Origin of the sequence: Micromonospora sp. NPDC005324 (assembly GCF_040607155.1) — a bacterium.
Taxonomy (GTDB): domain Bacteria; phylum Actinomycetota; class Actinomycetes; order Mycobacteriales; family Micromonosporaceae; genus Micromonospora; species Micromonospora trifolii.
On the sequence record NZ_JBEXGE010000026.1, the window covers coordinates 73,037 to 96,062 of the forward strand.

At 71.2% G+C, this 23,026-nt stretch carries 21 protein-coding genes and 1 tRNA gene; 14 read left to right on the forward strand and 8 right to left on the reverse strand.

Annotated features, from left to right (window positions below; translation table 11 throughout):
* The first annotated feature begins 101 nt into the window (after positions 1–101).
* Complete coding sequence (locus ABZS40_RS24795) at positions 102–2,756, forward strand: helix-turn-helix domain-containing protein (protein WP_354945818.1); 2,655 nt, start codon at positions 102–104, stop codon at positions 2,754–2,756.
* Between the two features lie 223 nt (positions 2,757–2,979).
* Here ABZS40_RS24795 and ABZS40_RS24800 read toward each other — a convergent pair whose 3' ends face one another.
* Positions 2,980–3,498 (reverse strand): MarR family transcriptional regulator, encoded by a 519-nt coding sequence (locus ABZS40_RS24800; protein ID WP_354945820.1) that lies wholly within the window; start codon positions 3,496–3,498, stop codon positions 2,980–2,982.
* A 100-nt stretch (positions 3,499–3,598) separates the two neighbouring features.
* Between ABZS40_RS24800 and ABZS40_RS24805 the strand changes: the two genes are divergently transcribed.
* Together ABZS40_RS24805 and ABZS40_RS24810 are read left to right on the forward strand one after the other, a co-directional pair.
* Complete coding sequence (locus ABZS40_RS24805; RefSeq protein WP_354945822.1) at positions 3,599–4,180, forward strand: YceI family protein; 582 nt, start codon at positions 3,599–3,601, stop codon at positions 4,178–4,180.
* 311 nt (positions 4,181–4,491) lie between these two features.
* Complete coding sequence (locus ABZS40_RS24810; protein ID WP_354945824.1) at positions 4,492–5,970, forward strand: glutamate--cysteine ligase; 1,479 nt, start codon at positions 4,492–4,494, stop codon at positions 5,968–5,970.
* Between the two features lie 146 nt (positions 5,971–6,116).
* Here the strand turns inward: ABZS40_RS24810 and ABZS40_RS24815 are convergent, their stop codons facing one another.
* A complete protein-coding gene (locus ABZS40_RS24815) occupies positions 6,117–7,517 on the reverse strand; it encodes a hypothetical protein (RefSeq protein WP_354945825.1) in 1,401 nt (466 codons plus the stop codon).
* Between the two features lie 122 nt (positions 7,518–7,639).
* Between ABZS40_RS24815 and ABZS40_RS24820 the strand changes: the two genes are divergently transcribed.
* The gene (locus tag ABZS40_RS24820; RefSeq protein WP_354945827.1) at positions 7,640–8,320 is read left to right on the forward strand and encodes a PASTA domain-containing protein; all 681 of its coding nucleotides are present in this window, start codon (positions 7,640–7,642) and stop codon (positions 8,318–8,320) included.
* A gap of 160 nt (positions 8,321–8,480) precedes the next feature.
* The gene (locus ABZS40_RS24825) at positions 8,481–9,395 is read left to right on the forward strand and encodes a PASTA domain-containing protein (RefSeq protein WP_354945828.1); all 915 of its coding nucleotides are present in this window, start codon (positions 8,481–8,483) and stop codon (positions 9,393–9,395) included.
* Between the two features lie 7 nt (positions 9,396–9,402).
* Here ABZS40_RS24825 and ABZS40_RS24830 read toward each other — a convergent pair whose 3' ends face one another.
* Positions 9,403–9,864, reverse strand: a complete 462-nt coding sequence (locus ABZS40_RS24830) for a hypothetical protein (RefSeq protein WP_354945830.1) — start codon at positions 9,862–9,864, stop codon at positions 9,403–9,405.
* A 98-nt stretch (positions 9,865–9,962) separates the two neighbouring features.
* Complete coding sequence (locus tag ABZS40_RS24835) at positions 9,963–10,247, reverse strand: hypothetical protein (RefSeq protein WP_091396374.1); 285 nt, start codon at positions 10,245–10,247, stop codon at positions 9,963–9,965.
* Between the two features lie 625 nt (positions 10,248–10,872).
* On the opposite strand from ABZS40_RS24835, the gene ABZS40_RS24840 reads away from it, so the two are divergent.
* The 3 genes from ABZS40_RS24840 (at position 10,873) to ABZS40_RS24850 (ending at position 12,557) form a co-directional block, all read left to right on the forward strand.
* Positions 10,873–11,754: a helix-turn-helix transcriptional regulator gene (locus tag ABZS40_RS24840; RefSeq protein ID WP_091396372.1), complete on the forward strand. Its 882-nt coding sequence runs from the start codon at positions 10,873–10,875 to the stop codon at positions 11,752–11,754.
* Positions 11,724–11,945, forward strand: coding sequence for a DUF397 domain-containing protein (locus tag ABZS40_RS24845; protein ID WP_354945831.1), 222 nt, complete (start codon positions 11,724–11,726; stop codon positions 11,943–11,945). The genes ABZS40_RS24840 and ABZS40_RS24845 overlap by 31 nt, the downstream gene beginning before the upstream one ends.
* A 213-nt stretch (positions 11,946–12,158) precedes the next feature.
* Entirely contained in the window at positions 12,159–12,557 is a 399-nt protein-coding gene (locus ABZS40_RS24850; protein WP_238658498.1) for a hypothetical protein, read from the forward strand.
* Here ABZS40_RS24850 and ABZS40_RS24855 read toward each other — a convergent pair.
* Entirely contained in the window at positions 12,525–13,127 is a 603-nt protein-coding gene (locus tag ABZS40_RS24855) for a hypothetical protein (RefSeq protein ID WP_354945832.1), read from the reverse strand. The two genes, ABZS40_RS24850 and ABZS40_RS24855, sit on opposite strands and share 33 nt — an antisense overlap.
* A gap of 216 nt (positions 13,128–13,343) precedes the next feature.
* Between ABZS40_RS24855 and ABZS40_RS24860 the strand changes: the two genes are divergently transcribed.
* A complete protein-coding gene (locus tag ABZS40_RS24860; protein WP_354945833.1) occupies positions 13,344–14,900 on the forward strand; it encodes a S8 family serine peptidase in 1,557 nt (518 codons plus the stop codon).
* A 67-nt stretch (positions 14,901–14,967) separates the two neighbouring features.
* Here ABZS40_RS24860 and ABZS40_RS24865 read toward each other — a convergent pair whose 3' ends face one another.
* The 3 genes from ABZS40_RS24865 to ABZS40_RS24875 form a co-directional block, all read right to left on the reverse strand.
* Complete coding sequence (locus ABZS40_RS24865; protein WP_354945834.1) at positions 14,968–15,774, reverse strand: WecB/TagA/CpsF family glycosyltransferase; 807 nt, start codon at positions 15,772–15,774, stop codon at positions 14,968–14,970.
* Positions 15,771–16,886: an NAD-dependent epimerase/dehydratase family protein gene (locus ABZS40_RS24870; RefSeq protein ID WP_354945835.1), complete on the reverse strand. Its 1,116-nt coding sequence runs from the start codon at positions 16,884–16,886 to the stop codon at positions 15,771–15,773. The genes ABZS40_RS24865 and ABZS40_RS24870 overlap by 4 nt, the downstream gene beginning before the upstream one ends.
* A 68-nt stretch (positions 16,887–16,954) precedes the next feature.
* A tRNA-Leu gene (locus ABZS40_RS24875) sits at positions 16,955–17,037 on the reverse strand.
* A 206-nt stretch (positions 17,038–17,243) separates the two neighbouring features.
* Here ABZS40_RS24875 and ABZS40_RS24880 point away from each other — a divergent pair.
* The 5 genes from ABZS40_RS24880 to ABZS40_RS24900 are packed head-to-tail and all read left to right on the forward strand — an operon-like array spanning position 17,244 to position 23,025.
* Positions 17,244–18,032, forward strand: a complete 789-nt coding sequence (locus ABZS40_RS24880) for a DUF3662 and FHA domain-containing protein (protein ID WP_007454122.1) — start codon at positions 17,244–17,246, stop codon at positions 18,030–18,032.
* A gap of 6 nt (positions 18,033–18,038) precedes the next feature.
* On the forward strand, positions 18,039–18,524 hold the full coding sequence (locus tag ABZS40_RS24885; RefSeq protein ID WP_354945836.1) for an FHA domain-containing protein: 486 nt from the start codon (positions 18,039–18,041) through the stop codon (positions 18,522–18,524).
* Positions 18,521–19,999: a PP2C family serine/threonine-protein phosphatase gene (locus ABZS40_RS24890; RefSeq protein ID WP_354945837.1), complete on the forward strand. Its 1,479-nt coding sequence runs from the start codon at positions 18,521–18,523 to the stop codon at positions 19,997–19,999. Before ABZS40_RS24885 ends, ABZS40_RS24890 begins: the two co-directional genes overlap by 4 nt.
* 30 nt (positions 20,000–20,029) lie before the next feature.
* Positions 20,030–21,523, forward strand: a complete 1,494-nt coding sequence (locus ABZS40_RS24895; protein ID WP_354945839.1) for an FtsW/RodA/SpoVE family cell cycle protein — start codon at positions 20,030–20,032, stop codon at positions 21,521–21,523.
* Positions 21,520–23,025 carry a penicillin-binding protein 2 gene (locus ABZS40_RS24900; protein WP_354945840.1) on the forward strand — a complete coding sequence of 502 codons (1,506 nt, stop codon included), beginning with the start codon at positions 21,520–21,522 and terminating at the stop codon, positions 23,023–23,025. Before ABZS40_RS24895 ends, ABZS40_RS24900 begins: the two co-directional genes overlap by 4 nt.
* The last annotated feature ends 1 nt before the right edge of the window (position 23,026 follow it).

Consider the following 23,026-nt stretch of genomic DNA (forward strand, 5'->3'; position numbering starts at 1 on the left):
CGGACGAACTGTCCGTACGGCTGTCGGGTTTCGGCGAGCGGGCGTCAGTAGCCCGACGTTCGACTGCCGACGGTCGGAGTCCATCCGTACTCTTCGTGCCCATGACTCCGGATCATGACTGGTCGCGGAGCCCGGCCGGACGTACCACTCTGCCGGAGCTGCTCCGCGGGCATCGACGCGCCGCCGGCCTGACTCAGGCCGAGCTGGCGTCCCGGGCCGGGGTGGGTGTGCGGACGGTGCGTGACCTGGAGCGTGGCCGGTCGATCCGGCCACAACGCACCACTGTCGAGCTGCTCGCCGGGGCGCTGGCGCTGACCGGCACCAGCCGGGCGGCTTTCCTGGCCGCGGCCCGCGGCGCCGGTGCCGAACCGGCCCCGCCGGACGCCACCTCGACGGCGTTCGCGGTCGGCGGCAACGCCACGTCGGCGGCCGCACCCGCCGACCCGTCGGTCGCGCTCCCGCCGCCGGTCGCGTTGATCGGCCGAGAGCGTGACCTCACCGAGCTGGCCGGAATGCTGACCGCGGAGCGAGGGCCCCGGTTGGTGAGCCTCGTCGGGTTGGCCGGCGTCGGCAAGACCGCCCTGGCGACGTCGGTGGCGCACCTGGTGGCCTCCGCCCACCCGGCCGGTGTGGCCGGGGTGCTGGTGGGCGAGGGTGCGGACGGTCCGGACGTGCTCGCCGCCTCGATGTCGGTGCTCGGCGTGGCGCGCCTGTCCGAACTCGTGGCGCTGCTCGCCGGGCGACCGACGCTGCTGGTGATGGACGCGGTGGAGCGCGCCCCGGGCCCGGTGGCCGCGACCCTGCACCGGCTGATCGGCGCACTGCCCTCGCTGCGGGTGCTGGTCACCGGGCGACACCCGGTCGGGTTGCCCGGTGAGCGGGTCTGGCCGGTCGCGCCGCTCGACGTGCCACCACCGGAGGTCGAGCAATCCGGACTCGAATCGTGGCCGGCGGTCGCGTTGTTCACCGCCCGGCTCGCTCAGGTCCGCCGGGAGCCACCCACCCCCGACGAGCTGCCGGCGCTCGCCGCGTTGGTGCGGCGGTTGGGCGGGCTGCCGTTGGCCATCGAGCTGATGGCCGCCCGGGGCCGACTCCTCGACCTCACCGAACTGCTCGACCGGTACGGCGACCGGGTGCTCGACCTGGCCACTCCCGCCGACAGCTCCGCCCACCCGGCCTGGGACGCACCGGAGGTGTTCGGCAGCCGGACGGGCGGACCCGACACCCGCGCGGCGGTCTCGGTCGCCGTCACCCTGCGGGACGCGGTGGCGTTCAGCTACCGCCTGTTGGCGTCGGACGAGCAGGCCGCGCTGCGACAGTTGGCCGTCTTCGGCAACCGCTGGTCGGTCGAGTTGGCCGAGGAGATGCTCGCCGACGAGGCCGATCGGGACGGCACCGTGGCGATCGACCCGGTTCCGCTGTTGGACCGCTTCGTCGAGTTGGGGCTGCTGAGCGTACGCGGGACCGGGTCGTTCCGGTTCCGGCTGCTCGACGCGGTCCGCGACTACGCCGTCGAGCAGGCGGCCGGTGCGGGTGAGCTGACCTGCATCCGGCGTCGACATGCGGAGGTCATCGCGCGCCTGGTGGCCCGGACCGCCACCGACCTGATCGGCCCACGGGTACCCGACGCGGTGCACCGGCTGGACGAGATGAGCAGTGACATCAGTTCGTCGCTGGCCCATGCGGCTACCGACGACCCGTTGACAGCGCTGCGGCTGGCGGCCTGCCTGACCCGCTGGTGGCGGTTCCGCGGACGCGACGTGGTCGGGCGGCAGTGGCTGCGGCGGCTGCTGGCGGACCCGCGCACCGCCGACGCCGATCCTCTCCTGCGTGGCTGGGCCGCCCTCGGGGTCGCCCGGCTGGCGGCGGAGCACGGCGCGGGCGCCGAGGAGTTGTCGACGGCCCGTGCGGCGTTGGACAGCTTCCGGCAGGCCGGCGACGTCACCGGGGAGTTGGAGGCGCGCAACGTGCTCGGCACCCTGCTGATCTCCGTCGGGCGGCAGGACGAGGCTCGCGAGCAGGCCGAGGCGCTGCTGCGGTTGGCCGCCCGCAACGGGCGGACCCGGGACCTGGCGGTGGCGCAGAACAGCCTCGCCTGGCATGAGATCCGTACGGGTGACCTGGCTGCGGCCCGTCGCCGGCTCGCCGCGGTGGACCGACTCGCCGCCGAGAGTGGGGAGCAGCGACTGCGGGTGCTCGGCTGGGCCAATCGAGCCGAGGTCGCCCGCCTGGAGGGCTGGTACGCGGACGCCATCGATCGGGGCCGGCGGGCGATCGCTGCCCTGTCCGAGCTGGGTGATCCTGGGCGTCGCCGTCGGGTGCTCGGGACCGTCGGGCTGGCGCTCGCTCAGGACGGGCGGGTCGCGGAGGCGACCGAGGTGCTGACCGAGTTGCGCGCCGGGAGCGTGGAGGCGCTGCCGGCGCGGCCGAGGGTGCCGCGACCGCGCTCGGACGACGCTGGGCTGGCCTGGGGTGGCCCGGAGGCCGGACTCTGTGCGCTGATCGAGGGGAACCTGGCGCTGCACCGGGGTGACCGGGAGTTGGCTGCCGAGTGGTTCGCGGCCGCCGCCGACCAGGCGGGGCAGGATCGCCGCGATGTGGTGGAGGCGCTGGTGGGGCTGGCTGCCAGCACCGCGGACCCGGCGGTGCTCGATCGACTGGACCGGGTCTGTGCGGAGAGCGGCATCCGGCTGTTGCCGCAGGAGTCTGGCCTGCTCTACTCGCTGATCGCCGCCCGGGGTGGACCGGCTCGGTAGCCTGCGCTTTTCCCGAGCGGATCGGGAGAGTGGCGCGGGCGAAGAGCCCCCTTTGGTGCTGCCCCTCGCTGATCGCCCGCGCCGTCACCCCCCGGTGATCCCCGGTGCGGGAAGCCTGCCATCGGTGCGGTGGCAGAAAGTCGGCTTGGACCGAATCCTCCAGCTTGGCTGGGTCAGTTCTGCCGGTCTTTCTGCCGCTGCCGCCGCCCGACAGCGGTGCTTGTCAGTGCCGCCGGCTGGCGTTGTCGGTGGCGGCGACCTGCTCCGGGCTGACGGCGTCACTGCCGGCGGTGGCGCAGGGATGCGCGGCGTCGCGGACCCGGCGCAACCCGTCGAGGAGAGCCGCCAGCGCCTCGGGGTCGAGCTGACCGGTGAACCACTGCTCGATCATCTGCAGGTGCCCGGGCAGCGTCTCGTTCAGGCGCTGCATCCCAGAGGCGGTGACCACCGCGTACGAGCTGCGTCGGTCGTTCGGGCAGGCCCGGCGGGTGAGCAACCCGTCGCGCTCCATCCGGTCCACCACCCGGGTCACTCCGCTGGTCGACAGGGAGGTCTGCGCGGCGAGGTCGGTCATGCGTAGTTGGTTGCCCGGCGAGCGGGCCAGTCGGGTGATGACCTCGAACTCGACCGAGGAGAGGCCGTGCTCCTCAAGCTGGGCGTTGAACCGGGCGGACAGCCCGGCGTGTGCCTCGAAGAGCAGGCCGACGGCGGTGATCCGGGGATCGTCGAAGACGTTGGTCACCCATTCATCGTACCAGTGCTTGACACGGGGAATGTTGTTGCAGTTATAGTTGCTCAAGCAGTCGTTGGGCTACTAAACAATCCCCCTGGAGGACAGCAGCATGACCAGCAGCATCGACACGGTTACCCGCGACTGGGACGGCCTCACGATCCCGGCGGCCGGCACCTACGCGCTCGACGTGGCGCACAAGCGGGTCGGCTTCGTCGCCCGGCACATGATGGTGAGCAAGGTTCGCGGTGAGTTCAACGAGGCGACCGCCACCATCACCGTCGCCGAGGACCCGCTGCAGTCGTCGGTCGTCGCCACCATCCAGGCCGCCAGCGTCGACACCACCCAGGCCGACCGGGACGCTCACCTGCGCAGCCCCGAGTTCCTGGATGCCGAGAAGTTCCCGACGCTCGAGTTCCGCAGCACCGGGGTCAAGTCCCGTCGCGGCAGCGAGTTCGTGCTCACCGGTGAGCTGACCATCAAGGACGTCACCCGCCCGGTCGAGCTGGAGGTGGAGTTCGAGGGTGTCGGCCGCAGCCCGTTCGGCCAGGACATCTTCGGCTTCTCCGCCAGCACCGAGATCGACCGCGAGGAGTTCGGCCTGACCTGGAACGTCGCCCTGGAGACCGGGGGCGTGCTGGTCAGCCGCAAGATCAAGATCGAGATCGAGGGCGAGGCCGTCCGTCAGGCCTGATCCCCGGGGATCGCCGGAGGGCCAGGGGGGATCCTCCCGGCGATCCGGTACGCAGGGCCCGCGCCGTACGTCGGCGCGGGCCCTGCGTCGTTCCCGCTCGTGGTAATTGTCACGGGTTGTTCGCACCGCCATCGGGTCCAGCCGGTCGACGACGGGGTACAGATGGCGCCACGAGCGCGTCCGCGCCGGTCGACGTCGGATCACCGCCGTCGGCCTCTGGCCCCGGTCAGGTGGGCGCTCTTACCGTGGATGCTTCACAAAGCGCTTCCGGGACGGCAGGATCCCGACCGCGCCGGCCGTCGGGAGGACACATGGGCAGGGACGTCTCAGAGGGCGCCTTCACCCGGGATGATCGCGTCCGATATCGGCAGAAGGTGCGGCGGTGCCTTGACGTCTTCGCCCTGATGCTCGACGACTTCGGCTTCGACGCCGACCGGCCGATGACCGGCCTGGAGATCGAACTCAACCTGGTCGACTCGGCCGCCGAGCCGGCGATGCGCAACGAGGAGATCCTCGCCGACATCGCCGACCCCCTCTTCCAGACCGAGTTGGGGCAGTTCAACCTGGAACTCAACGCCGAACCCCGACTGATCGAGGGCACCGGCTTCGCCGACTACGAGCACGACCTGCGCGGCAGCCTCTCCCGGGCCGACGAGCGCGCGGCCAGATCCGACGCCAAGATCGTCCTGGTCGGCATCCTGCCCACCCTCACCGAGGGGCACCTGGTCGAGGACAACCTCTCCACCAACGAGCGGTACCGGGTGCTCAACGACCAGATCGTCGGCGCCCGGGGCGAGGACATCGAGCTGGACATCCGCGGCGTCGAGCAGTTGCGGACGCACACCGACTCGATCGCCCCCGAGGCCGCCTGCACGAGCCTCCAGTTCCACCTCCAGGTCGCACCGGACAGCTTCGCCGACTACTGGAACGCGTCCCAGGCCATCGCCGGGGTGCAGGTGGCGGTCGGGGCGAACAGCCCCTTCCTGTACGGCCGCCAACTGTGGGCCGAAACGCGGATCGCCCTGTTCCAGCAGGCCACCGACACCCGCCCGGACGAACTGAAGGCCCAGGGTGTACGGCCGCGGGTGTGGTTCGGCGAACGGTGGATCACCTCGATCTTCGACCTGTTCGAGGAGAACGTCAGGTACTTCCCGCCGCTGCTGCCGATCTGCGAGGACGAGGACCCGGTGGAGGTCCTGCACGCCGGCGGTGTGCCACAGCTCGGTGAGCTGCGGTTGCACAACGGCACTGTCTACCGGTGGAACCGTCCGGTCTACGACATCATGAACGGCCGCCCACATCTGCGTGTGGAGAACCGGGTGCTGCCGGCCGGTCCGACGGTGGTGGACATGCTGGCCAACGCGGCCTTCTACTTCGGGCTGGTAGGCGGTCTGGCCGAGGCCGACCGTCCGATCTGGAGTCAACTCACCTTCAGCTCCGCCGAGGAGAACTTCCACGCCGCCGCCCGACGTGGCCTCGACGCCGTGCTGCACTGGCCCGGGCTCGGCGACGTGCCGGTCACCAAGCTGGTCCTGGACCAACTACTGCCCACCGCCGCCACCGGGCTGGACGGGTTCGGTGTCGCCCCGGCGCAGCGGGACCGGCTGCTCGACATCATCGAGCAGCGCTGCCGTACCGGCCGCAACGGCGCCGTCTGGCAGACCGAGGCGGTCTGGGCGGCGGAACGGCACCACGGCATGGACCGGACGGCCGCGCTGCACCACATGGTCCAGCGCTACGCCGAACTCCAGCGCACCAACCAACCAGTCCACACCTGGCCAACCACCTAACCCACCCCACCCCACCCCACCCCAGCCCCACCTCCGAACGCGTTGATTATGAAGTTATTGCCATGACACGCCGGACGAGGTGGCAATAACTTCATGATCAACAGGGTGGGCCGCGATGGGCCGGGGGCCGGGAGGCAGGGGCGGGGTTAGTCGGTTGTCGGGCGGGTGGCGCGGCGGGCTGCTCGGGTGCGCCGGCTGGTGGGGGTCAGGTCCTCTGCCGCTGGTGCTTCGCTGGGACGGGCCGGATCCGCGAGGTCCGGGTCCGTACGCGGGGCGGGAACCTGTGGTGCCGCGGTGGCGTCGCCCGGCAGCGAGCCCGTCCGGGGCGTCTGCGGTGGGGCGTCGGCCCTCCTGCGCCGCGCCGCGGTTCCCGCCGTCAAGGCCGAGGTCCCGGCCGTCGAGCCGGAGGCTGGCGGTGCGGTTCCGGTCTCGGCGACCGGCGCCGGGTCGGCCACCGTGTCCCGAGCGCCAGCACCCGGCTCGGCCGGGCGGCTCTGTGCGGCTGGGCGGTTCCGCTCGCTTCGCTCGCCGAGGCGGGCAGCCAGCACCGAGCCGCCGATACCGGCGATCACCGCGTACGGGGCGATCAGCTGGGTGGACAACTGCGCGGGGCCCAGCGTCGACCAGTGCGGCAGGGTGGTCAGGTAGGCGAGCGCGACGAGCACCGGGCCCGCCGCTCCGGAGGCCGCCGCACCGACGAGGTGCCCGCCCGAGCGGGCGGACCGCCGGGCGGCCAGTACGCCGATCAGCAGCGCGGGCAGCAGTGCCAGCAGCGCGCCGGGCCAGTAGAGCTGGCCCCCGATCCAGTACCGGGCGTGGTCCGGGTCGAACTGCCAGGTGCCGAGTTGCGCGCCGGTCAGCCCTCGTCCGACGCGTACACCGTCGATCACGGAGATCACCGCGAGCAGCCAGAGCCAGGCGGCCGTCGCTGTCACGTTGGCCGCGGCGGCTCGGGAGCGAAGCGCCCAGATCGCGACGAGGACGCCGATCAGGATGCCCAGCGTCGCCTGTACGGCGGCCGTCCGTTGCGGCGCGCCGGTGTCCGCACCGGTCGCGACCCGCGCGGGTACGGCGATCAAGAGCACCGTGACCAGCCCGCCCAGCCCGGCGCCAAGCGCCAGGGCCACCCGGCGCAGCAGGCCACCTCGGTCGTGGACCGGCGGCTCGGCCACCGGTGGAAGTGTGCCTGCCACCTCCGGCCGGGCGGTGTCGACGGCCGATGGAGGCCCGTCAACCGGGCTCTCGCGCTCCGGCGCCCGATCGCCGAGCTGTGGGCCCTCGCGACGGGCAACACCGTCGGTCGGAGAGTTCACGGTGTTCCGTTGGTGCAGCCGCTGCGCGCAGACCGCCCCGAGGACCGTCGAGCTGGCGGCGAGCCAGGTGGCCCAGGCGAGGCCGTCCGCCCAGGCTGTGTCGGTCGCACCGGCGTCGGTGGGCGTCCAGGTGATGACGCCGAGCCCGTAGCCGAAGCCCAGTTGCGCGGCACCCGCGCCGGCAGCGACCCCGATCGCCGTCGCGATCGACACTCCCCAGCCCTGTCTGGCCATGCCGGGCAGCGTAACGTCCCGTCGTCGGCGCGGCGAGTCGCAACGACCCGCCGGTGTGGACCGCCAGTGCGGCGGATTGGGCGGCGGGCGGTACGGTCGCCGGTGATGAGGCGGTGGGCGCTATGACGGACACGAAAACGGGCCAGCAGAATTCCGCCGGTGGCGGTGCGGGCCGGGCCAGCGTCGTGCTCGGTGGTGGGTTGGCGGCGGTGCTGCTCGCCGCCGTGGGCGCGACCGGTGGCTGGTTGCTGGCCGGCGAGGACTACACACCCGCTGGTGATCCGCTGGCCGTCGCGACCACGGCCGGCCCGTCGACCACCCGGGCCACCGCACCCCGACCGAGCAGCGGGCGGCCGACACCGTCGGCGGTCCAGACCTCCGCCACCCCGACCAGGGGGGCCGGCCTGACCGTGCCGCCGGTGATCGGCACCGACTTCGAGCAGGCCCGGGACACGCTGCGCAAGCAGCGGCTGGGTTGGCGGCTGGTCTTTGGTGGCGGCACCGGCCGTACGGTCGAGAGCACCACGCCGGACGTGGGCACCGAGGTCGCCCGGGGGACGACTGTGCAACTGCAGGTCGCCGGGCCGGCGCCGGCCGCCGAGGTGCCGGACGTGGTCGGCAGGAGCTGCGCGGACGCCGCCGACGAGTTGGTCGACGAGGGCCTCTACCCGCGCTACGTCAGCGGACGCGTTGGGAAGGTCAGCCGGCAGGAGCCCGCCGAGGACGGCCCGGCCCGGTGGAACGACCAGGTCAGCATCTGGTGCGGCTCCGACGGCCAGCCGACCGCGAAACCCACGCCCTGATTCCAGGCCGGCGGGTTCGAACCTCCCGGCGCGTGACCGCCGTCCTGTCTCGCCGGCAGTCGGCGCGGCTCGGCACGCTGATCCCCACCGACGGCGGTGTGGGCGACTAGGTTGGCGGTCGAGGGCCATGCCGCCCGTCCGGTTCGGGAAAGGACGTGCGATGAGCGACGACCGTCAGGAGCCTCCCGCCGGCGAGCACGACGACGACCGGACCCGCCCACTGCCCCCCGCCGCTGACCGGCCCGGGCCTACCGGGGCCGCCGCCGATCGGCCGGCCGCGACCGGACCCGCCGCGGATCGGCCGGCCGCGACCGGACCCGCCGCCGGCGGCGGACCGGAGCCGACGCAACCGTCGCCAGCGGCCACCGACCCGGACGAGACGGCACCGATCGACAGTGCTGTCCCGGCTCGTCCCGACCTGTCGCCGGACCAGACCATGGCGATCGACCGGTCCGCCGGCACCCGGCCGGGCCGGCCGGCCGACCGGACGGCGCCGATACCGCCGTCCTGGTCCGGCCGGGCCGAGGTGCGCTCGCCCCGACCGGACGACGCGGGCGGTGAGTGGTACGTCGAGGAGCAGGGTGGTCGGCGGTGGTGGTCGCCGATCCTCTGGGGCGTACTGGCGCTGCTGCTCGCCGGCCTGCTCGGGGGCGCACTCTGGTTGGTGCTCGCCCAGCAGGACGACGACCGGGACGATCCTGGGCCCACCCCGTCCCCTCCGCCGATCAGTGCCCCCAGCACCCCGCCGACCAGCGCAGCCCCCACGTCGGCGGCGCCCACCAGTGAGTCGCCGAGCAGCTCGCCGACCACTGACGCGCCGGACGAGGTGCCGGTGCCTCCGCTCGCCGGCCTGCCGCAGGCCACCGCCGAGGGGCTGTTGACTCGGCTCGGTCTGCCCTACCGGGTGGTGTACCGCCCGTCGGAGCTGCCACCGGGGACGGTGGTGGGCACCGAGCCGGAGGCGGGTACGTCGGTGTCGACCGACGACGAGGTGTTGTTGATCATTTCTCAGGCCCAGCCCTCGACCGATGCGAGCCCGACCACGCCGAGCCCCACTGTGACGAGCACGTCGTGACCGCTGGTCACCACATCCGGCGGCGGGTGCCGACGAGGCCGATGCCGGCGAGTGAGATGGCGAGGCCGAAGATGCCGGACCAGAAGAGGGAGCGGCGGATGTCCGTGGCGCTGTGCCCGGCCGGAGCTGCTTCGGTGAGTTCCTGACGGCCGTCGGACTGGCCACCGGCACCAAGGCCGGACACCGGCCCGGTCGGGTCGGCGCGACCGGCGTGGTCGGCCGGGAGGCCGGTGTCGACCCAGCCGGGTTGCTCGTAGATTGACCGACCGTCGCCCGTCGGCGGGTCGGAGTCGAGCACTGTGATCTCCGGTGCGGGCACCGGTGTGGTCAGCCGGGTGGACGACATCGCCGGGTCGCGGACGAGGACCAGGAGTGTCGTCATCGCCCCGAGGAGGGCGAGGAGTCCGAAGGCGTAGGCGATACGGGAGCGGTGGTGCCGCCGCAGGGCGGGCTGATTGACCATGACCATCCCAGGGTCAGGGTCCTGGACGAGCGGGTGGAACGGTGCCGGGGTGGGCGTACCGATTCTATGGCGACGGCACGCCCACCGGCGGCGGATCGGGTCGGTCAGCCCACCCGGAGCGGGGTCCGCGCGACCGGGCGGCGGGCCCGCACGGTGTGCGGGCGGGGTTCGGGGGCGGCCTGCAGTTGTTGCAGCCCTTCCCGCTGGACGAAGATCGACCGTCGGGTGACCGCGTCGCCCGCGGCGTTCAACTCGTAGCCGTCGAGCCAGAGCCAGCCGTCGTAGGTCGGCCAGTCGAGCACCCGGATCACCCGGAACTTGATCGGCCTGAGGAACTGGACACTCGCCGCGCGTGTCACGTGCAGTACGTCACCGGTGCGGGGAAGCACATGGGCTCCTGGGGAGGATCGGCCGGCGGCTGCGCCGGCGGTGCCTGAACGGGGGACGTCTCGGCCGGTGACGGGGTCGTGCCTCGTGAACCGGTGGTGCGGATGGCAGTGGTCGGGCCGTACCCCGCTGGTGACGTGCCGCCACCCGACCACCACCCGGTTGCTTCCGGGAACCGCGCCCGCCGCCGCAGCTTGCCGGCTTGCAGCGGCGGGGTCCTTACCCCGGAGCAGGTCGCGTTGTCGTGGGCCGGGCCCGCGCCGTGCCCGGCTTGCCCGCAGCGGTGGGGTCACCACTCCGAGGGACCGAACGGAGACGCTGAGTGATCCGTGCCATACGGACAGAGTGCATCAGGGACGTGCTTCATGCAAGTTGCACGTCGACTTTTGCCGATACGTGAGCGTGTCGCGCGAAAGGCCTATTGAAGCCATCCGCGTCCGGGCGGCAGACTGAGGGCGGTTTCGCCCGTCGCGGCCGGCCGAGGACCGGCACCACCCCCTTCGTCGCGAACGCTCGCCGGTCGACGGTCGCGCCCCCGGCGGGTGTCAACCAGTGGCGCGTTACCGGAGGTAGCCCGAGTGGGGTCGAGCAGCCAGCGGCGGGGACCAGTGGCGCACGGGTTGCGCCATGAGTGAGCGGCGCAGTCCCACCATCAGACGGCGGCGGCTCGGGGCCGAGCTGCGCCGCCAGCGGGAGTCCGCCGGAATCACCATCGAGGTGGTGGCCGAACAGTTGGAGTGCTCGGCGTCGAAGGTCTCCCGGATCGAGACCGGGCACACCACTGCCACTCCGCGCGACGTGCGGGACATGCTGCGGATCTACGGGGTGGTCGGCGCCGAGAGCGACGAGCTCGTGCAGATCGCCCGGGAGGCCCGCCAGAAGGGCTGGTGGCACCCCTACAGCACCGTGCTCGTCGGCGCGTACGTCGGGCTGGAGGCGGCGGCGAGTTCGATCCGGGCGTACGAACAGCAGGTCGTTCCGGGCCTTCTGGAGACCGAGGAGTACGCCGGGGCCATGATCCGCGCCGCTCGGCCGGACTTCACCGCCGATCAGGTGCATCAAAGGGTGCGTGTCCGTTTGGGTCGTCAGTCGTTATTGACCCAGGACGATCCGGTCGATCTGTGGGTGGTGCTCGATGAGGCGGTGGTAAGTCGGCCGGTGGGCGGGGACGAGGTGATGCGCGGCCAACTCAAGCGGTTGGTGGAGGTGGCCGAGTTGCCGAACGTGACGCTGCAGATCCTGCCCTTCGAGGTGGGTGCGCATGCCGGCATGGACGGCACGTTCACGATCCTCAGCTTCCCTGAGCCCGGTGATCCGGATGTTGTGTACGCGGAGAACGCCACGGGTGGGCTCTTCCTCGAGAAGAGCGACGAACTGCAGAAGTACAGCTTCATCTTCGATCACATCCGCGCTGCGGCCATACGTCCGGAGGAGTCCGTCGCACACATCGCAAAACTGGCAGAGGAGCCGTTGTGGAAATGGCGACCAAAGGGTTCCCCGTGGACCTGATGCAGGCAGCATGGTTCAAGAGCTCGAAGAGCGGGCCGAACTGTGACAACTGCGTGGAGGTGGCGTACGTGACGGGGGCGGTCGGAGTGCGGGACTCGAAGGACAAGGCGGGCCCCGCCCTGGTCTTCGCCCCGGGTGACTGGCACTCCTTCGTTGCCGGCACCCGGGGTGGTGTGTTCGGCGCGGTCTGACCGACTGGTCAGTGAGGTCCCCGTCCGGTTCGCCGGACGGGGACTTTGCCGTGTCCGCGGTGGGCGCGGCCGACTGTCGCCTCGCGGCGGGGGTCGGCGAGGTTCCGTCGGGAATCCCGTCGCCAGAGCGTCCCCGTCTCGTTGAACCGGTCGGTACGGCGCTGGTCGACGACCCGCCGCACCGACCCGCAACCGAGCGAGTAGGCGAGACGGATGACGACGATCGGTTCAGACAACCTCACCACCGGTCCGGCCAAGCCGGAGCGGTTCGGTGGCAAGTACCGCGGCGCTCGTCGGGACACGGTTCTGACCGAGGTGGTCTCGACCGACCAGGAGTTGAGCGGGCGGGAGGGCGCTTCCGAGACGACGGATCCTCCGCTCTCGCTGCCCTCACTGGACCCGAACCCGCTGATCGAGCCGTCGTTCCCGCCGGCGGGCTGGCCGATGGAGCCGCCCGAGTCCCTGGCTGACCACCCGTTGCTGCGTGGTCTGCTGATGGAGTTGCCGCCGAAGGGCACGGTGCCCTCGCAGGACTGGCTGGACCGCTGGTTCGAGGCGACCAGGTCGATCCTGGAGTTGCTATACGTGCAGAGCGCCAGCCGTCCGCGTTGACCGTGTGACGGCAGCGGGCCGGGCCCGCTCCGCGAAGCGGTTGTGACGGAGCGCGTGCCGGACCCCGATGGCGATCACCGCGAGCGCGCCCACCGTGATCGCCGGCCCGGCGACGCCGGGGTCGGCCCCGAGGTCGGCACCGGCGGCGGCGATCAACGCCGGCACCGTGGCCAGGGCGGTCACCTGTAGTGGCAGCCCGACGAGCGGGTGGGCTGCGGCGGCGCGCAGACCGTGCGGCGCGGGGGTGGCGGGGGCACTGGCGAACGCGCCCGCACCGGCCCACAGCCGGCGGATCCGTCGTACCGAGCAGACCGTCGCCACGAGCGCCGGGCCGGCGGCCAGGGTGAGCCCGGCGGCGGCCCGGTCGACCGGCGCGGTGCCGGCGCTGAGCAGCCCGCCGCCGAGCACGACCGCGGTGAGCGCCACGCCGGTGAGGGCCAGCATCAGCAACCATCCGGTACGCCGACGCAGCATGCGGGTGTTGCGCAGCCGGGGAAGGCCGTCGGCAACGACGCCGGCGGCCAGCCAGACGGCGGCGATCGGGAGCAGGATGGTGAGCTGACTCTCCATGTTCGAGAGTCTTCCCCGAATCCCGGCGAGGCGAATCCGGGCCTGTCCCCCGTCCGCCCCGGACGCCGGGCCCGTAGGGGGCCATCACGCGAAGGTATGGCCGTTTCGACATGTTCAACTGCCCGACGGCTGACCTACCCTCAGCTAGATCGGCAATTGTCGATTGATGTTGGGACCGGTGGTCACGTTCCGCTGCCGGTCAGAGGGAGGTAGGAGATGGGTCTTCCACGAAGGTCCGTACTGATCGGGGTGGCCGCGGCGACAGTGCTGGCCGTCGGTACCCCGGCCCTGGCCGCCGAACCCGTGGGTGTGGTTCGGGCCGCCGGCGGAGCCACCGCCGTGCCGGACAGCTACATCGTCGTACTCAAGGACAGCGCCGTGGCCCGGGACCGGGTCGGCGACACCGCGAAGCGGCTCTCCAGCCGCCACGGCGGCACTGTGGCCCGCACCTACGGCGCGGCGCTGCGCGGCTTCGAGGTCACTGTGAACGCGAGCGCGGCGGCGCGGATCGCGGCCGACCCGGCGGTGGCGTACGTCGAGCAGAACCACACCGTCTCGATCTCCGGCACGCAGGCCAACCCGCCCTCCTGGGGCCTCGACCGGATCGACCAGCGCAACCTGCCGTTGGACAGCTCCTACACCTACCCGAACACGGCGAGCAACGTGCACGCCTACATCATCGACACCGGCATCCGGTTCTCCCACAACGACTTCGGGGGCCGGGCCACCTCCGGCTACGACGCGGTGGACGGCGGCTCGGCCGACGACTGCAACGGGCACGGCACGCACGTGGCCGGCACCGTCGGCGGGTCCGCGTACGGGGTGGCCAAGGCCGTGCAGCTCGTCGGCGTACGCGTGCTGAACTGCTCCGGCAGTGGCACCAACGCCGGTGTGATCGGCGGCGTCGACTGGGTCACCGCGAACGCGATCAAGCCGGCGGTGGCGAACATGAGCCTCGGCGGCGGCGCGAACAGCTCGTTGGACAACGCCGTCCGCAACTCGATCGCCTCGGGCGTCACGTACGGCCTGGCGGCCGGCAACGACAACGGCGCGAACGCCTGCAACACCTCGCCGGCGCGTACCACGGAGGCCATCACGGTGGGCTCGACGACCAGTTCGGACGCCCGGTCGTCGTTCTCCAACGTCGGCACCTGCCTGGACATCTTCGCGCCCGGCTCGTCGATCACCTCGGCCTGGTACAACAGCAACACCGCTACCAACACGATCAGCGGCACCTCGATGGCCACCCCGCACGTGGTCGGAGCGGCGGCCCTGGTGGCCAGCGCCAACCCGAGCTGGACCCCGGCCCAGGTCCGCAACCAGTTGGTGGCCAACGCCACGCCCAACGTGGTGAGCAACCCCGGCTCGGGCTCGCCGAACCTGTTGCTCTACGTGGGCACCGGCAGCACCCCGCCGCCGCCCACCGGCTGCACCGGCACCAACGGCACCGACGTGTCGATCCCGGACGCCGGCTCGGCGGTGACCAGCTCGATCACCATCTCCGGCTGCGGTCGCAACGCCTCCTCGGCCTCCACGGTGGCGGTGAACATCGTGCACACCTACCGCGGTGACCTGGTCATCGACCTGCTCGCCCCGGACGGCAGCTCGTACCGGCTGAAGAACAGCAGCACCTCGGACAGCGCCGACAACGTCAACGCCACGTACACGGTCAACGTGTCCGGTGAGGCCGCCGACGGCATCTGGCGACTCCAGGTGCGGGACACCTACTCGGCCGACACCGGCTACATCAACACCTGGACCCTGACCGTCTGACCGGTCTCCCTACGACCGAGGCCCCACCCGGCATGCCGGGTGGGGCCTCGGGTCGTACGGATCGGGCTCAGACCGAGAAGGTGGCCGGCCGCTCGGTGGCCGGGGCCGGAGGGCGGGCCTTCCACAGGCCGACCTTCTGCGCGGCGAGCCGGCCCAGGTAGGCCGGGTTGAGGATGACGTAGCGGCGCCAGAGCCGCTTCGGCTCCAGACCGAGGCGCCAGAACCACTCAAGACCGGCGCGCTGCATCCACGGCGGAGGCTGGCGCAGCAGCCCGGCGTGGTAGTCGAAGGCCGCGCCGACAGCCATCAGCGGCATGTCGAGCAGCGGCCGCATGGCGTACGTGAAGACCTCCTGGCGCGGGCAGCCGAGCCCGACCAGGACCAGCCGGGCACCACTGGACCGGATCCGGTCGGCGATCTCGGCGTCCTCACCGGGCTGGACGGCACGGAACTTGGACGGCTCCACCCCGGCGATCTTCAGCGCCGGGAACATCCGCTCCAGGGCCGGGATCAACCGGGTGAGGGTTTCCTCGGTCGAGCCGTACAGGTAGACCGGCAGCCCTTCGTCGGCGAAGCGCGACAGCACGTGCAGGGTCAGCGTCGGCCCGTACACCCGGTCGCTGAGCCCAACGTGGTGCAGCAGGTTGAGCGCCCACCGCACCGGCTGCCCGTCCGGCGTGACGACGTCGAAGGAGTTGAGCCGCGCGTTGTGCGCCGGGTCGAGCACCCCGGTCATCACACCGTGCACCGCCAACGCGGTCAGCGCGAGGGGACGCCGCTCGTGTGCCGCGGTGACCACCGCGTCGGTGGCCGTGGCGTAGTCGGTGGCGTCGACCAGGACGCCGAGCACATTGCGCTTCGTCCGGGCGCTCATGGCTGGGCCATCCACTTGTCCACGTTGGCCTCGTAGATCTCCCGCAGGATCATCGGCACGTCGTATGTGATCTTCCAGTCCGGATACTGCGCCTCGAACCGGGCCATGCTGCTGACGTACCACTGGTGGTCGCCGGTGCGGTTCTGCTCGACGTAGTTGATCTGCGCCTCGCGGCCGGTGATCTCCTCGGCGATCCGGAACGCCTCGATGTGCGAGGTGTTGGAGTGCCGGCCGCCGCCGAGGTTGTAGACCTCCGCGGATCGCGGGGCTCGGAAGAACGCCTCGAACGCTGTCAGCACGTCGTGCGAGTGGATCGCGTCCCGGACCATCTTGCCCTTGTAGCCGAAGAGGTTGTACGTCCGGCCCTCCATGACGCAGCGCATCAGGTAGGCCAGGAACCCGTGCAGCTCAGCCGCGGAGTGCGCCGGCCCGGTCAGCGTGCCGCCCCGGAAGCAGGCGGTCTTCATGTCGAAGTAGCGACCGTACTCCTGGACCATCACGTCCGCGGCGACCTTGGAGGCGCCGAAGACCGAGTGCAGCGAGTGGTCGATCGACATCTCTTCGGTGATGCCCTGGAACCAGCGGTGGTCCTCGGGCAGCTCGTACCGGGTCTCCAGCTCGATGAGCGGCAGGCTGTTGGGCCGGTCGCCGTACACCTTGTTGGTCGAGCAGTGGATGAACGGCGCGTCGATCGCGTGCCGGCGGGTGTTCTCCAGGATGTTGAGCGTGCCGCCGGCGTTCACGTCGAAGTCCGTCAACGGCTCCTTGGCCGCCCAGTCGTGGCTCGGCTGGGCTGCGCTGTGGATCACCACGGCGATGTCCGAGCCGTACTTCTTGAACACCTGCTCCAGGCCGTCCCGGTCCCGGATGTCCACCGCGAAGTGGGTGTACGCGTCACCCAGGTCACGGCCGAGCCGTTCCAGGCTCCACGAGGTGGAGCCGTCCTCGCCGAAGAAGTACCGGCGCATGTCGTTGTCGATGCCGACGACATCCAGACCGAGGCCGGCGAAATGCCGGACCGCCTCGGAGCCGATCAGACCACCCGACCCTGTCACCAACGCGACACTCACACGCCACTCCTGGTCCATCGGAGGCAGAATCCATCGGAGCATAGCGTGACGTCCAGCACGCCCCGATATGACGGAAGGGCCCCGCATGAAGCGGAGCCCTCGTCGGTGGGTGGGGATGGGGGGAGTTGAACCCCCACGCCCTTTCGGGCACACGGACCTGAACCGTGCGCGTCTGCCATTCCGCCACATCCCCGTGGCACAACCCGGAACACTCTAGCTGCCCGGCCCCGCTGTCTCCAACGGGCCTCGGGAATACTACGCTGTCCCTGGCGCTCGCCACGAGCGATTACCGTTCGTGGCGGACGAAAGATTAGCACGACAGTCCCGGCCCTTCCGAACGGGCCGAGAGCAGCCGGCCGAGCGGCGTGTGAGCTGCGCGCGCGCCGGCCGGATACCATCATGTCCTCGGGACCCGAGGAGGAGCCGGTGAGCGTGCTGCAACGCTTCGAGAAGCGTCTGGAAGGCCTGGTCGAAGGGGCCTTCGCCAAGGTCTTCAAAGGGGTGGTCCACCCCGTGGAGATCCTCAACGCCATGCAGCGGGAGGCCGAGGCGCACAAGGCGATCCTGGCCGGTGGGCGCACGTTGGTGCCCAACCGCTACGTGATCGATCTCTCGCCGTTCGACCACAGTCGGCTGGCGCCGTACGCCGCCGCGCTGGCCCAGGAATTGGCCCAGTCGCAGGCGGAGTTCATCGGCGAGCAGGCGTGGACGGTCTACGGCGACGTGATCGTCGAGATCGAGCGAGGCGAGGGTCTGGACACGGGCATGTTCCGTGTCACGGCCGAGGTCTACACCGGCGGCGAGGTCGCCCCGGTGTCGGCGCCCGGCTACGACGCCGGCCCGCCCGCCTACCCCGCGTACGACCAGGGCGGTGGCTACGGCCCGCCGCCCGGGCACGGTGGCGGTCGCAACGTGCGGCTGGTCTCCGGCGACGGTCGTACCTACCCCCTCCAGATGGGGTCGACGGTGATCGGTCGCGGCGACCAGGCCAACCTGCGTCTGCCCGACGTCGGCATCTCCCGGCGACACGCCCGGCTGGATTTCGACGGCGGCCAGGTCGTGCTGACCGACCTGGGTTCGACCAACGGCACCATGGTGAACGGGCAGCGGGTCTCCGCCGTCGCGCTCAACCCCGGTGACATGGTCCAGCTCGGGACGACGACGCTGACCTTCCGCGTGGACGGCTGACCCGCCTTGCCGGAACTGGTCATCACCGTTGCCCGGTTCGGGTTCCTGATCCTGCTGTGGATCTTCGTGTTCACGGTGGTCGGCGTGATCCGCCGGGACCTCTTCGCGGGCGCCCGGTCTGGTCGTCTGGTGGCCGCGCCGCGCGCGGTGGGCGCCTCGACGGGGCAGGCGACCAAGCCAGCGAAGGTGAAACGGGGCAGAGCGGCACACCAGCTGGTGGTGACGGCTGGTCAGCTGGCCGGCACCAAAATCACTCTCGGTGAAGCGCAGATCACCATCGGTCGGGCTGAGGACTCCACACTGGTCATCACCGACGACTACGCCTCCGCGCGACACGCCCGGCTCCTGCCGCGTGACGGGCAGTGGTACGTCGAGGATCTCGGCTCGACTAACGGCACGTACCTCGATCGCGCTAAGGTCTCCGGACCAACCCCCGTCCCCCTCGGCGTGCCGATCCGGATCGGCCGCACTTCCCTCGAATTACGGCCATGACTCTGACCCTGCGCTATGCGGCCCACAGCGACCGCGGTCTGATCCGAGACGGCAATCAAGACTCCGTCTACGCCGGGCCGCGGTTACTCGCCGTTGCCGACGGCATGGGCGGTATGGCCGCCGGTGACGTCGCCAGCAACATCGTCATCGGTGCCATGGCGCCGCTCGACGAGGACGTCCCAGGGGACGCTCTCGTCGATGCGTTGCGTTCGGCCGTGGGCACCGCCAACCAACAACTCCGCGACACGGTGGACGCCAACCCGCAGCTGGAGGGGATGGGCACCACGCTGACGGCGACCCTCTTCACCGGCAGCAAGCTGGGGATGGTCCACATCGGCGACTCGCGGGCCTATCTGCTGCGCAATGGCGAGTTTGCGCAGATCACCAAGGACGACACGTACGTCCAGATGCTTGTCGACGAAGGTCGGATCAGCGCCGAGGAGGCGAGCAGCCACCCGCAGCGGTCGCTGCTCACCCGAGCCCTCGACGGACGGGACATCGACCCGGAATACTCGGTCCGCCAGGTCATGCCCGGCGACCGGTATCTGATCTGCAGCGACGGCCTCTCGGGCGTGGTCAGCGCCGAAACCATCGGCGAGACCCTGCGGGAGTACGCCGACCCGCAGCAGTGCGTCGAGCGGCTGGTGCAGCTCGCGCTGCGCGGCGGTGGGCCGGACAACATCACGGTCATCATCGCCGACGCCACGGACCAGGACATCGTCGAGGCGACCCCGATCGTGGGCGGCGCCGCCGCCCGGGACCGCGGCATGGCGACCTCCGCCGACAACTCGACTCCGGCCGCCCGGGCCTCGGCGCTCTCCGCGCCGCGCCCGGCCGCGCCCGAGGAGCCGGCGGCCTCCGACGATGACGCCGACCGGCCGAAGCGACGCCCGGTCCGGACCGCCGCGATGGCGCTGGCCCTGCTGGTGATCGTCGGCGGTGCGTCCTTCGGTGGTTGGACGTACACCCAGCGGCAGTACTACGTGGGCGCCACCGAAGAGGGCCAGGTTGCCGTCTTCCGCGGTGTCCAGGGTCAGATCGCCGGGATGGACCTGTCCAGCGTGCACCGCCGCAGCGGCACCCGGCTGGACGACCTCACGGTCGCCGCACAGGACACCGTCAAGGTTGGCATCCGGGCCAAGAGTGAGCCGGACGCCGAGCGTCAGCTCGCCGAGCTGACCAGCGACACGCCGAGCAACCCCAACCTGAAGCCGCTCTGCCCGCTCGACCCGACCGCCGCCGGCGGCAACAACACGCCCACGCCCACGCCGACGCCGATCGGTTCGACACCGACCCCGAACGGCAGCCCGAGCGCCAACGCGTCGCCGACCCCCAACGGCGTTGTCAGCGCGAGCCCGACCGCCGGTGCCACCACCGCTCTCGGTGGGGCCGGCGCGACCACCACACCCGACGTCACGCCCTCCGACTCGGCAACGCCGGCGCTCGACCCGGCCGGCTGCCGGTCTCCTGAGTGAGCGTCGGCTGAGATCCTGAGGACTCCACCCGTGACCGTAGCGGCCACACCGGCACCCTCGCCCGCCACTGCGGGCGAGCAATCCGGCGTACGCCTGGCGCGGTCGCGCCGCAACGCCGAGCTGTACCTGCTGTTGCTCGCGATGGTGCTGGTGGCCGCGTACGGGGCGACCGTCGAGGCGAACCTGCTGGACACGGTCACCCCGGACTTCTGGATGCCGGCCGCCGCGCTCGGCGCGGTCTTCCTCGGCCTGCACCTGGTCATCCGGTTCCTCGCCCCGTTCGCCGACCCGGCGCTGCTGCCGGCGGTGGCCCTGCTCAACGGGCTCGGGGTGGGCTTCCTGCGCCGGATCGACCTGGGCGACGCCCCGGTTGCCGAGCGGGAGAGCCTGGCCGTCTTCGCCGGGCAGGGTGGGCGCCAGTTGGCCTGGACGCTCGGTGCGGTGATCCTCGCCGCCGGCCTGCTGGCGATCATGCGCGACCACCGGTCGATCTCGCGGTACGCGTACACCCTGGGGTTGGCCGGCATCGTGCTGGTGATGATCCCGGCGGTGCTGCCGTCGAGCATCTCCGAGATCAACGGCGCGAAGCTGTGGGTCCGGGTCGGCAGCTTCTCCATCCAGCCGGGTGAGTTCGCCAAGCTGGCGCTGCTGGTCTTCTTCGCCTACTACCTGGTGCGCAAGCGCGAGGTGCTGTCGCTGGCCAGTCGACGCTTCCTCGGCATCGACTTCCCGCGGGGCCGCGACCTGGGCCCGGTGGTCGGCGTCTGGCTGATCAGCGTCCTGGTGCTGGTCTTCGAGAAGGACCTGGGCACCTCGCTGCTCTACTTCGGCATGTTCGTGGTGACGCTCTACATCGCCACCGAACGGGTCAGCTGGCTGCTGATCGGCCTGGTCCTCTTCTTCGGCGGTGCCTACCTCGCCTACGTCCTCGGTTCGACGGTCGGTGGTCCGTTCGCCAACTTCTACGTGCGGGCGGAGATCTGGCTCGACCCGTTCGCCGACCCCACCAACAAGGGCTACCAACTCGTGCAGGGCCTGCTGGCCCTCGGCACGGGAGGGCTCTTCGGTGCCGGGCCGGGCGGCGGTCAGCCGGAGATCCTGCCCGAGGTGCAGAACGACTTCATCTTCGCCGGCATCGGTGAGGAGATCGGCCTCTTCGGTCTCTCCGCGCTGCTGGTCGTCTACCTGCTCATCGTGGAGCGCGGGCTGCGTGCCGCGCTCGCGGTACGGGACTCGTTCGGCAAGCTGCTCGCCGGCGGTCTCGCGTTCACTCTCGGCCTCCAGGTCTTCGTGATCGTCGGCGGGATCAGCAAGCTGATCCCGCTGACCGGTCAGACCACCCCGTTCCTGTCCGCCGGTGGGTCGTCGCTGATGGCCAACTGGCTGCTCATCGCGGTGCTGCTGCGGGTCTCTGACGGCGCCCGCCGACCGGTGACCGGAGGAGGCGGCGGTAAGGCGGCTCGCCCCAGCGCTGGCCCGCCCGAGCAGCTGCACGGTGCTCCCACGGAGGTGATCAAGCCGTGAACGCACCCCTGCGCCGCGTTGGCGTCGTCGTCATGGTCCTGTTCGGTCTGCTCTTCGCCAACCTCAACTGGATCCAGGCCTACAAGGCGGATGAATACCGGACCAGCGACTACAACGGTCGGGTCCAGGTCGCCGAGTACGACCGCAAGCGCGGAAACATCGAGGCTGGCGGTACGGCCCTGGCCACGAGCAAGGAGACCAGCGGGAACCTGAAGTTCCTGCGCACCTATCCAAGTGGCGCCAAGTACGCCCACGTGCTCGGCTACAAGCCCGTCAACCTGGCCGACCAGGGCATCGAGCGGGTGGAGAACGACTTTCTGGCCGGCACCAGCGACCAGCTGATCGGCGACCGGCTGAAGGACATGTTCACGGGCGACGACACGGGCGGCGGCAATGTGCTGCTCACGCTCTCCAAGCGGGCCCAGGACACGGCGTACGACCAGCTGCGCAACAACGAGGTGGGTGCGAAGCGGGGCGCGGCGATCGCCGTCGACCCGCGTACCGGCGCGATCCAGGCGTTGGTCTCCATGCCGAGCTTCGACCCGAACCCGCTGGTCAGCCACAACAGCAACGAGGCGGCCGCGGCGTACAACAAGCTGGAGCAGGACCCCGACGGCCCGCTGAAGAACCGCGCGCTCTCCGAGACGCTGCCCCCGGGCTCCACCTTCAAGATCGTGGTGGCCGCGGCGGCGCTGGAGAACGGCGTCACCAAGAGCACCCAGATCCCGGCCGGTCCCAGCTACACCGCGCCCACCTCGGGCACTCCGATTCGCAACGCCGATCCGTCGATCTGCCCAGGGCGACAGGTCACCCTGCTGGAGGCGGTCACCGAGTCGTGCAACACCGGCTTCGCCCAGCTCGGCGTGCGGCTCGGCGCGGAAACCGTCAAGGAGAAGGCCCGCCAGTTCGGCTTCGAGCAGGAAGACCTGACCGTCGGGCAGCTCGGCGAGGACGGTCTGCGCACCGAGGCCAGCCGGACCGGCGACATGCAGAACCCGGACGGCAGCACCGACCCGGCCGCGCTGGCCCAGTCCTCGATCGGCCAGAACAACGTGCGGATGACCCCGCTCGAAGGCGCCATGATCGCCGGCTCGATCGCCAACAACGGCAGCCAGATGCGGCCGTACCTGGTGCGGCAGCTGCTCGCTCCGGACCGGACCACCAGCTACTACACAGCGAAGGCGCGGGAGCTGCGGCAGCCCGTCGAGCCGCAGGTCGCTTCCGACCTGCGCGACATGATGGTCAACGTGGTCCGGGACGGCACCGGGCGAAAGGCCGCGATCAGCGGCTACACGGTCGGCGGCAAGACCGGCACCGCCCAGTCCGCCCCGGATCGGCCCGACCACGGCTGGTTCATCGGCTTCGCCCTGGACAAGAACGGCACCCCGGTCTCCGCGGTCTGCGTGATGCTGGAGCAGGCCGGCCCCGGTGGCAGCGGCGAGGCCGCTCGGATCGCCGGCCAGATCATGAAGGCCGCCATCGCCGACCCAGGGGGTCGCTGAC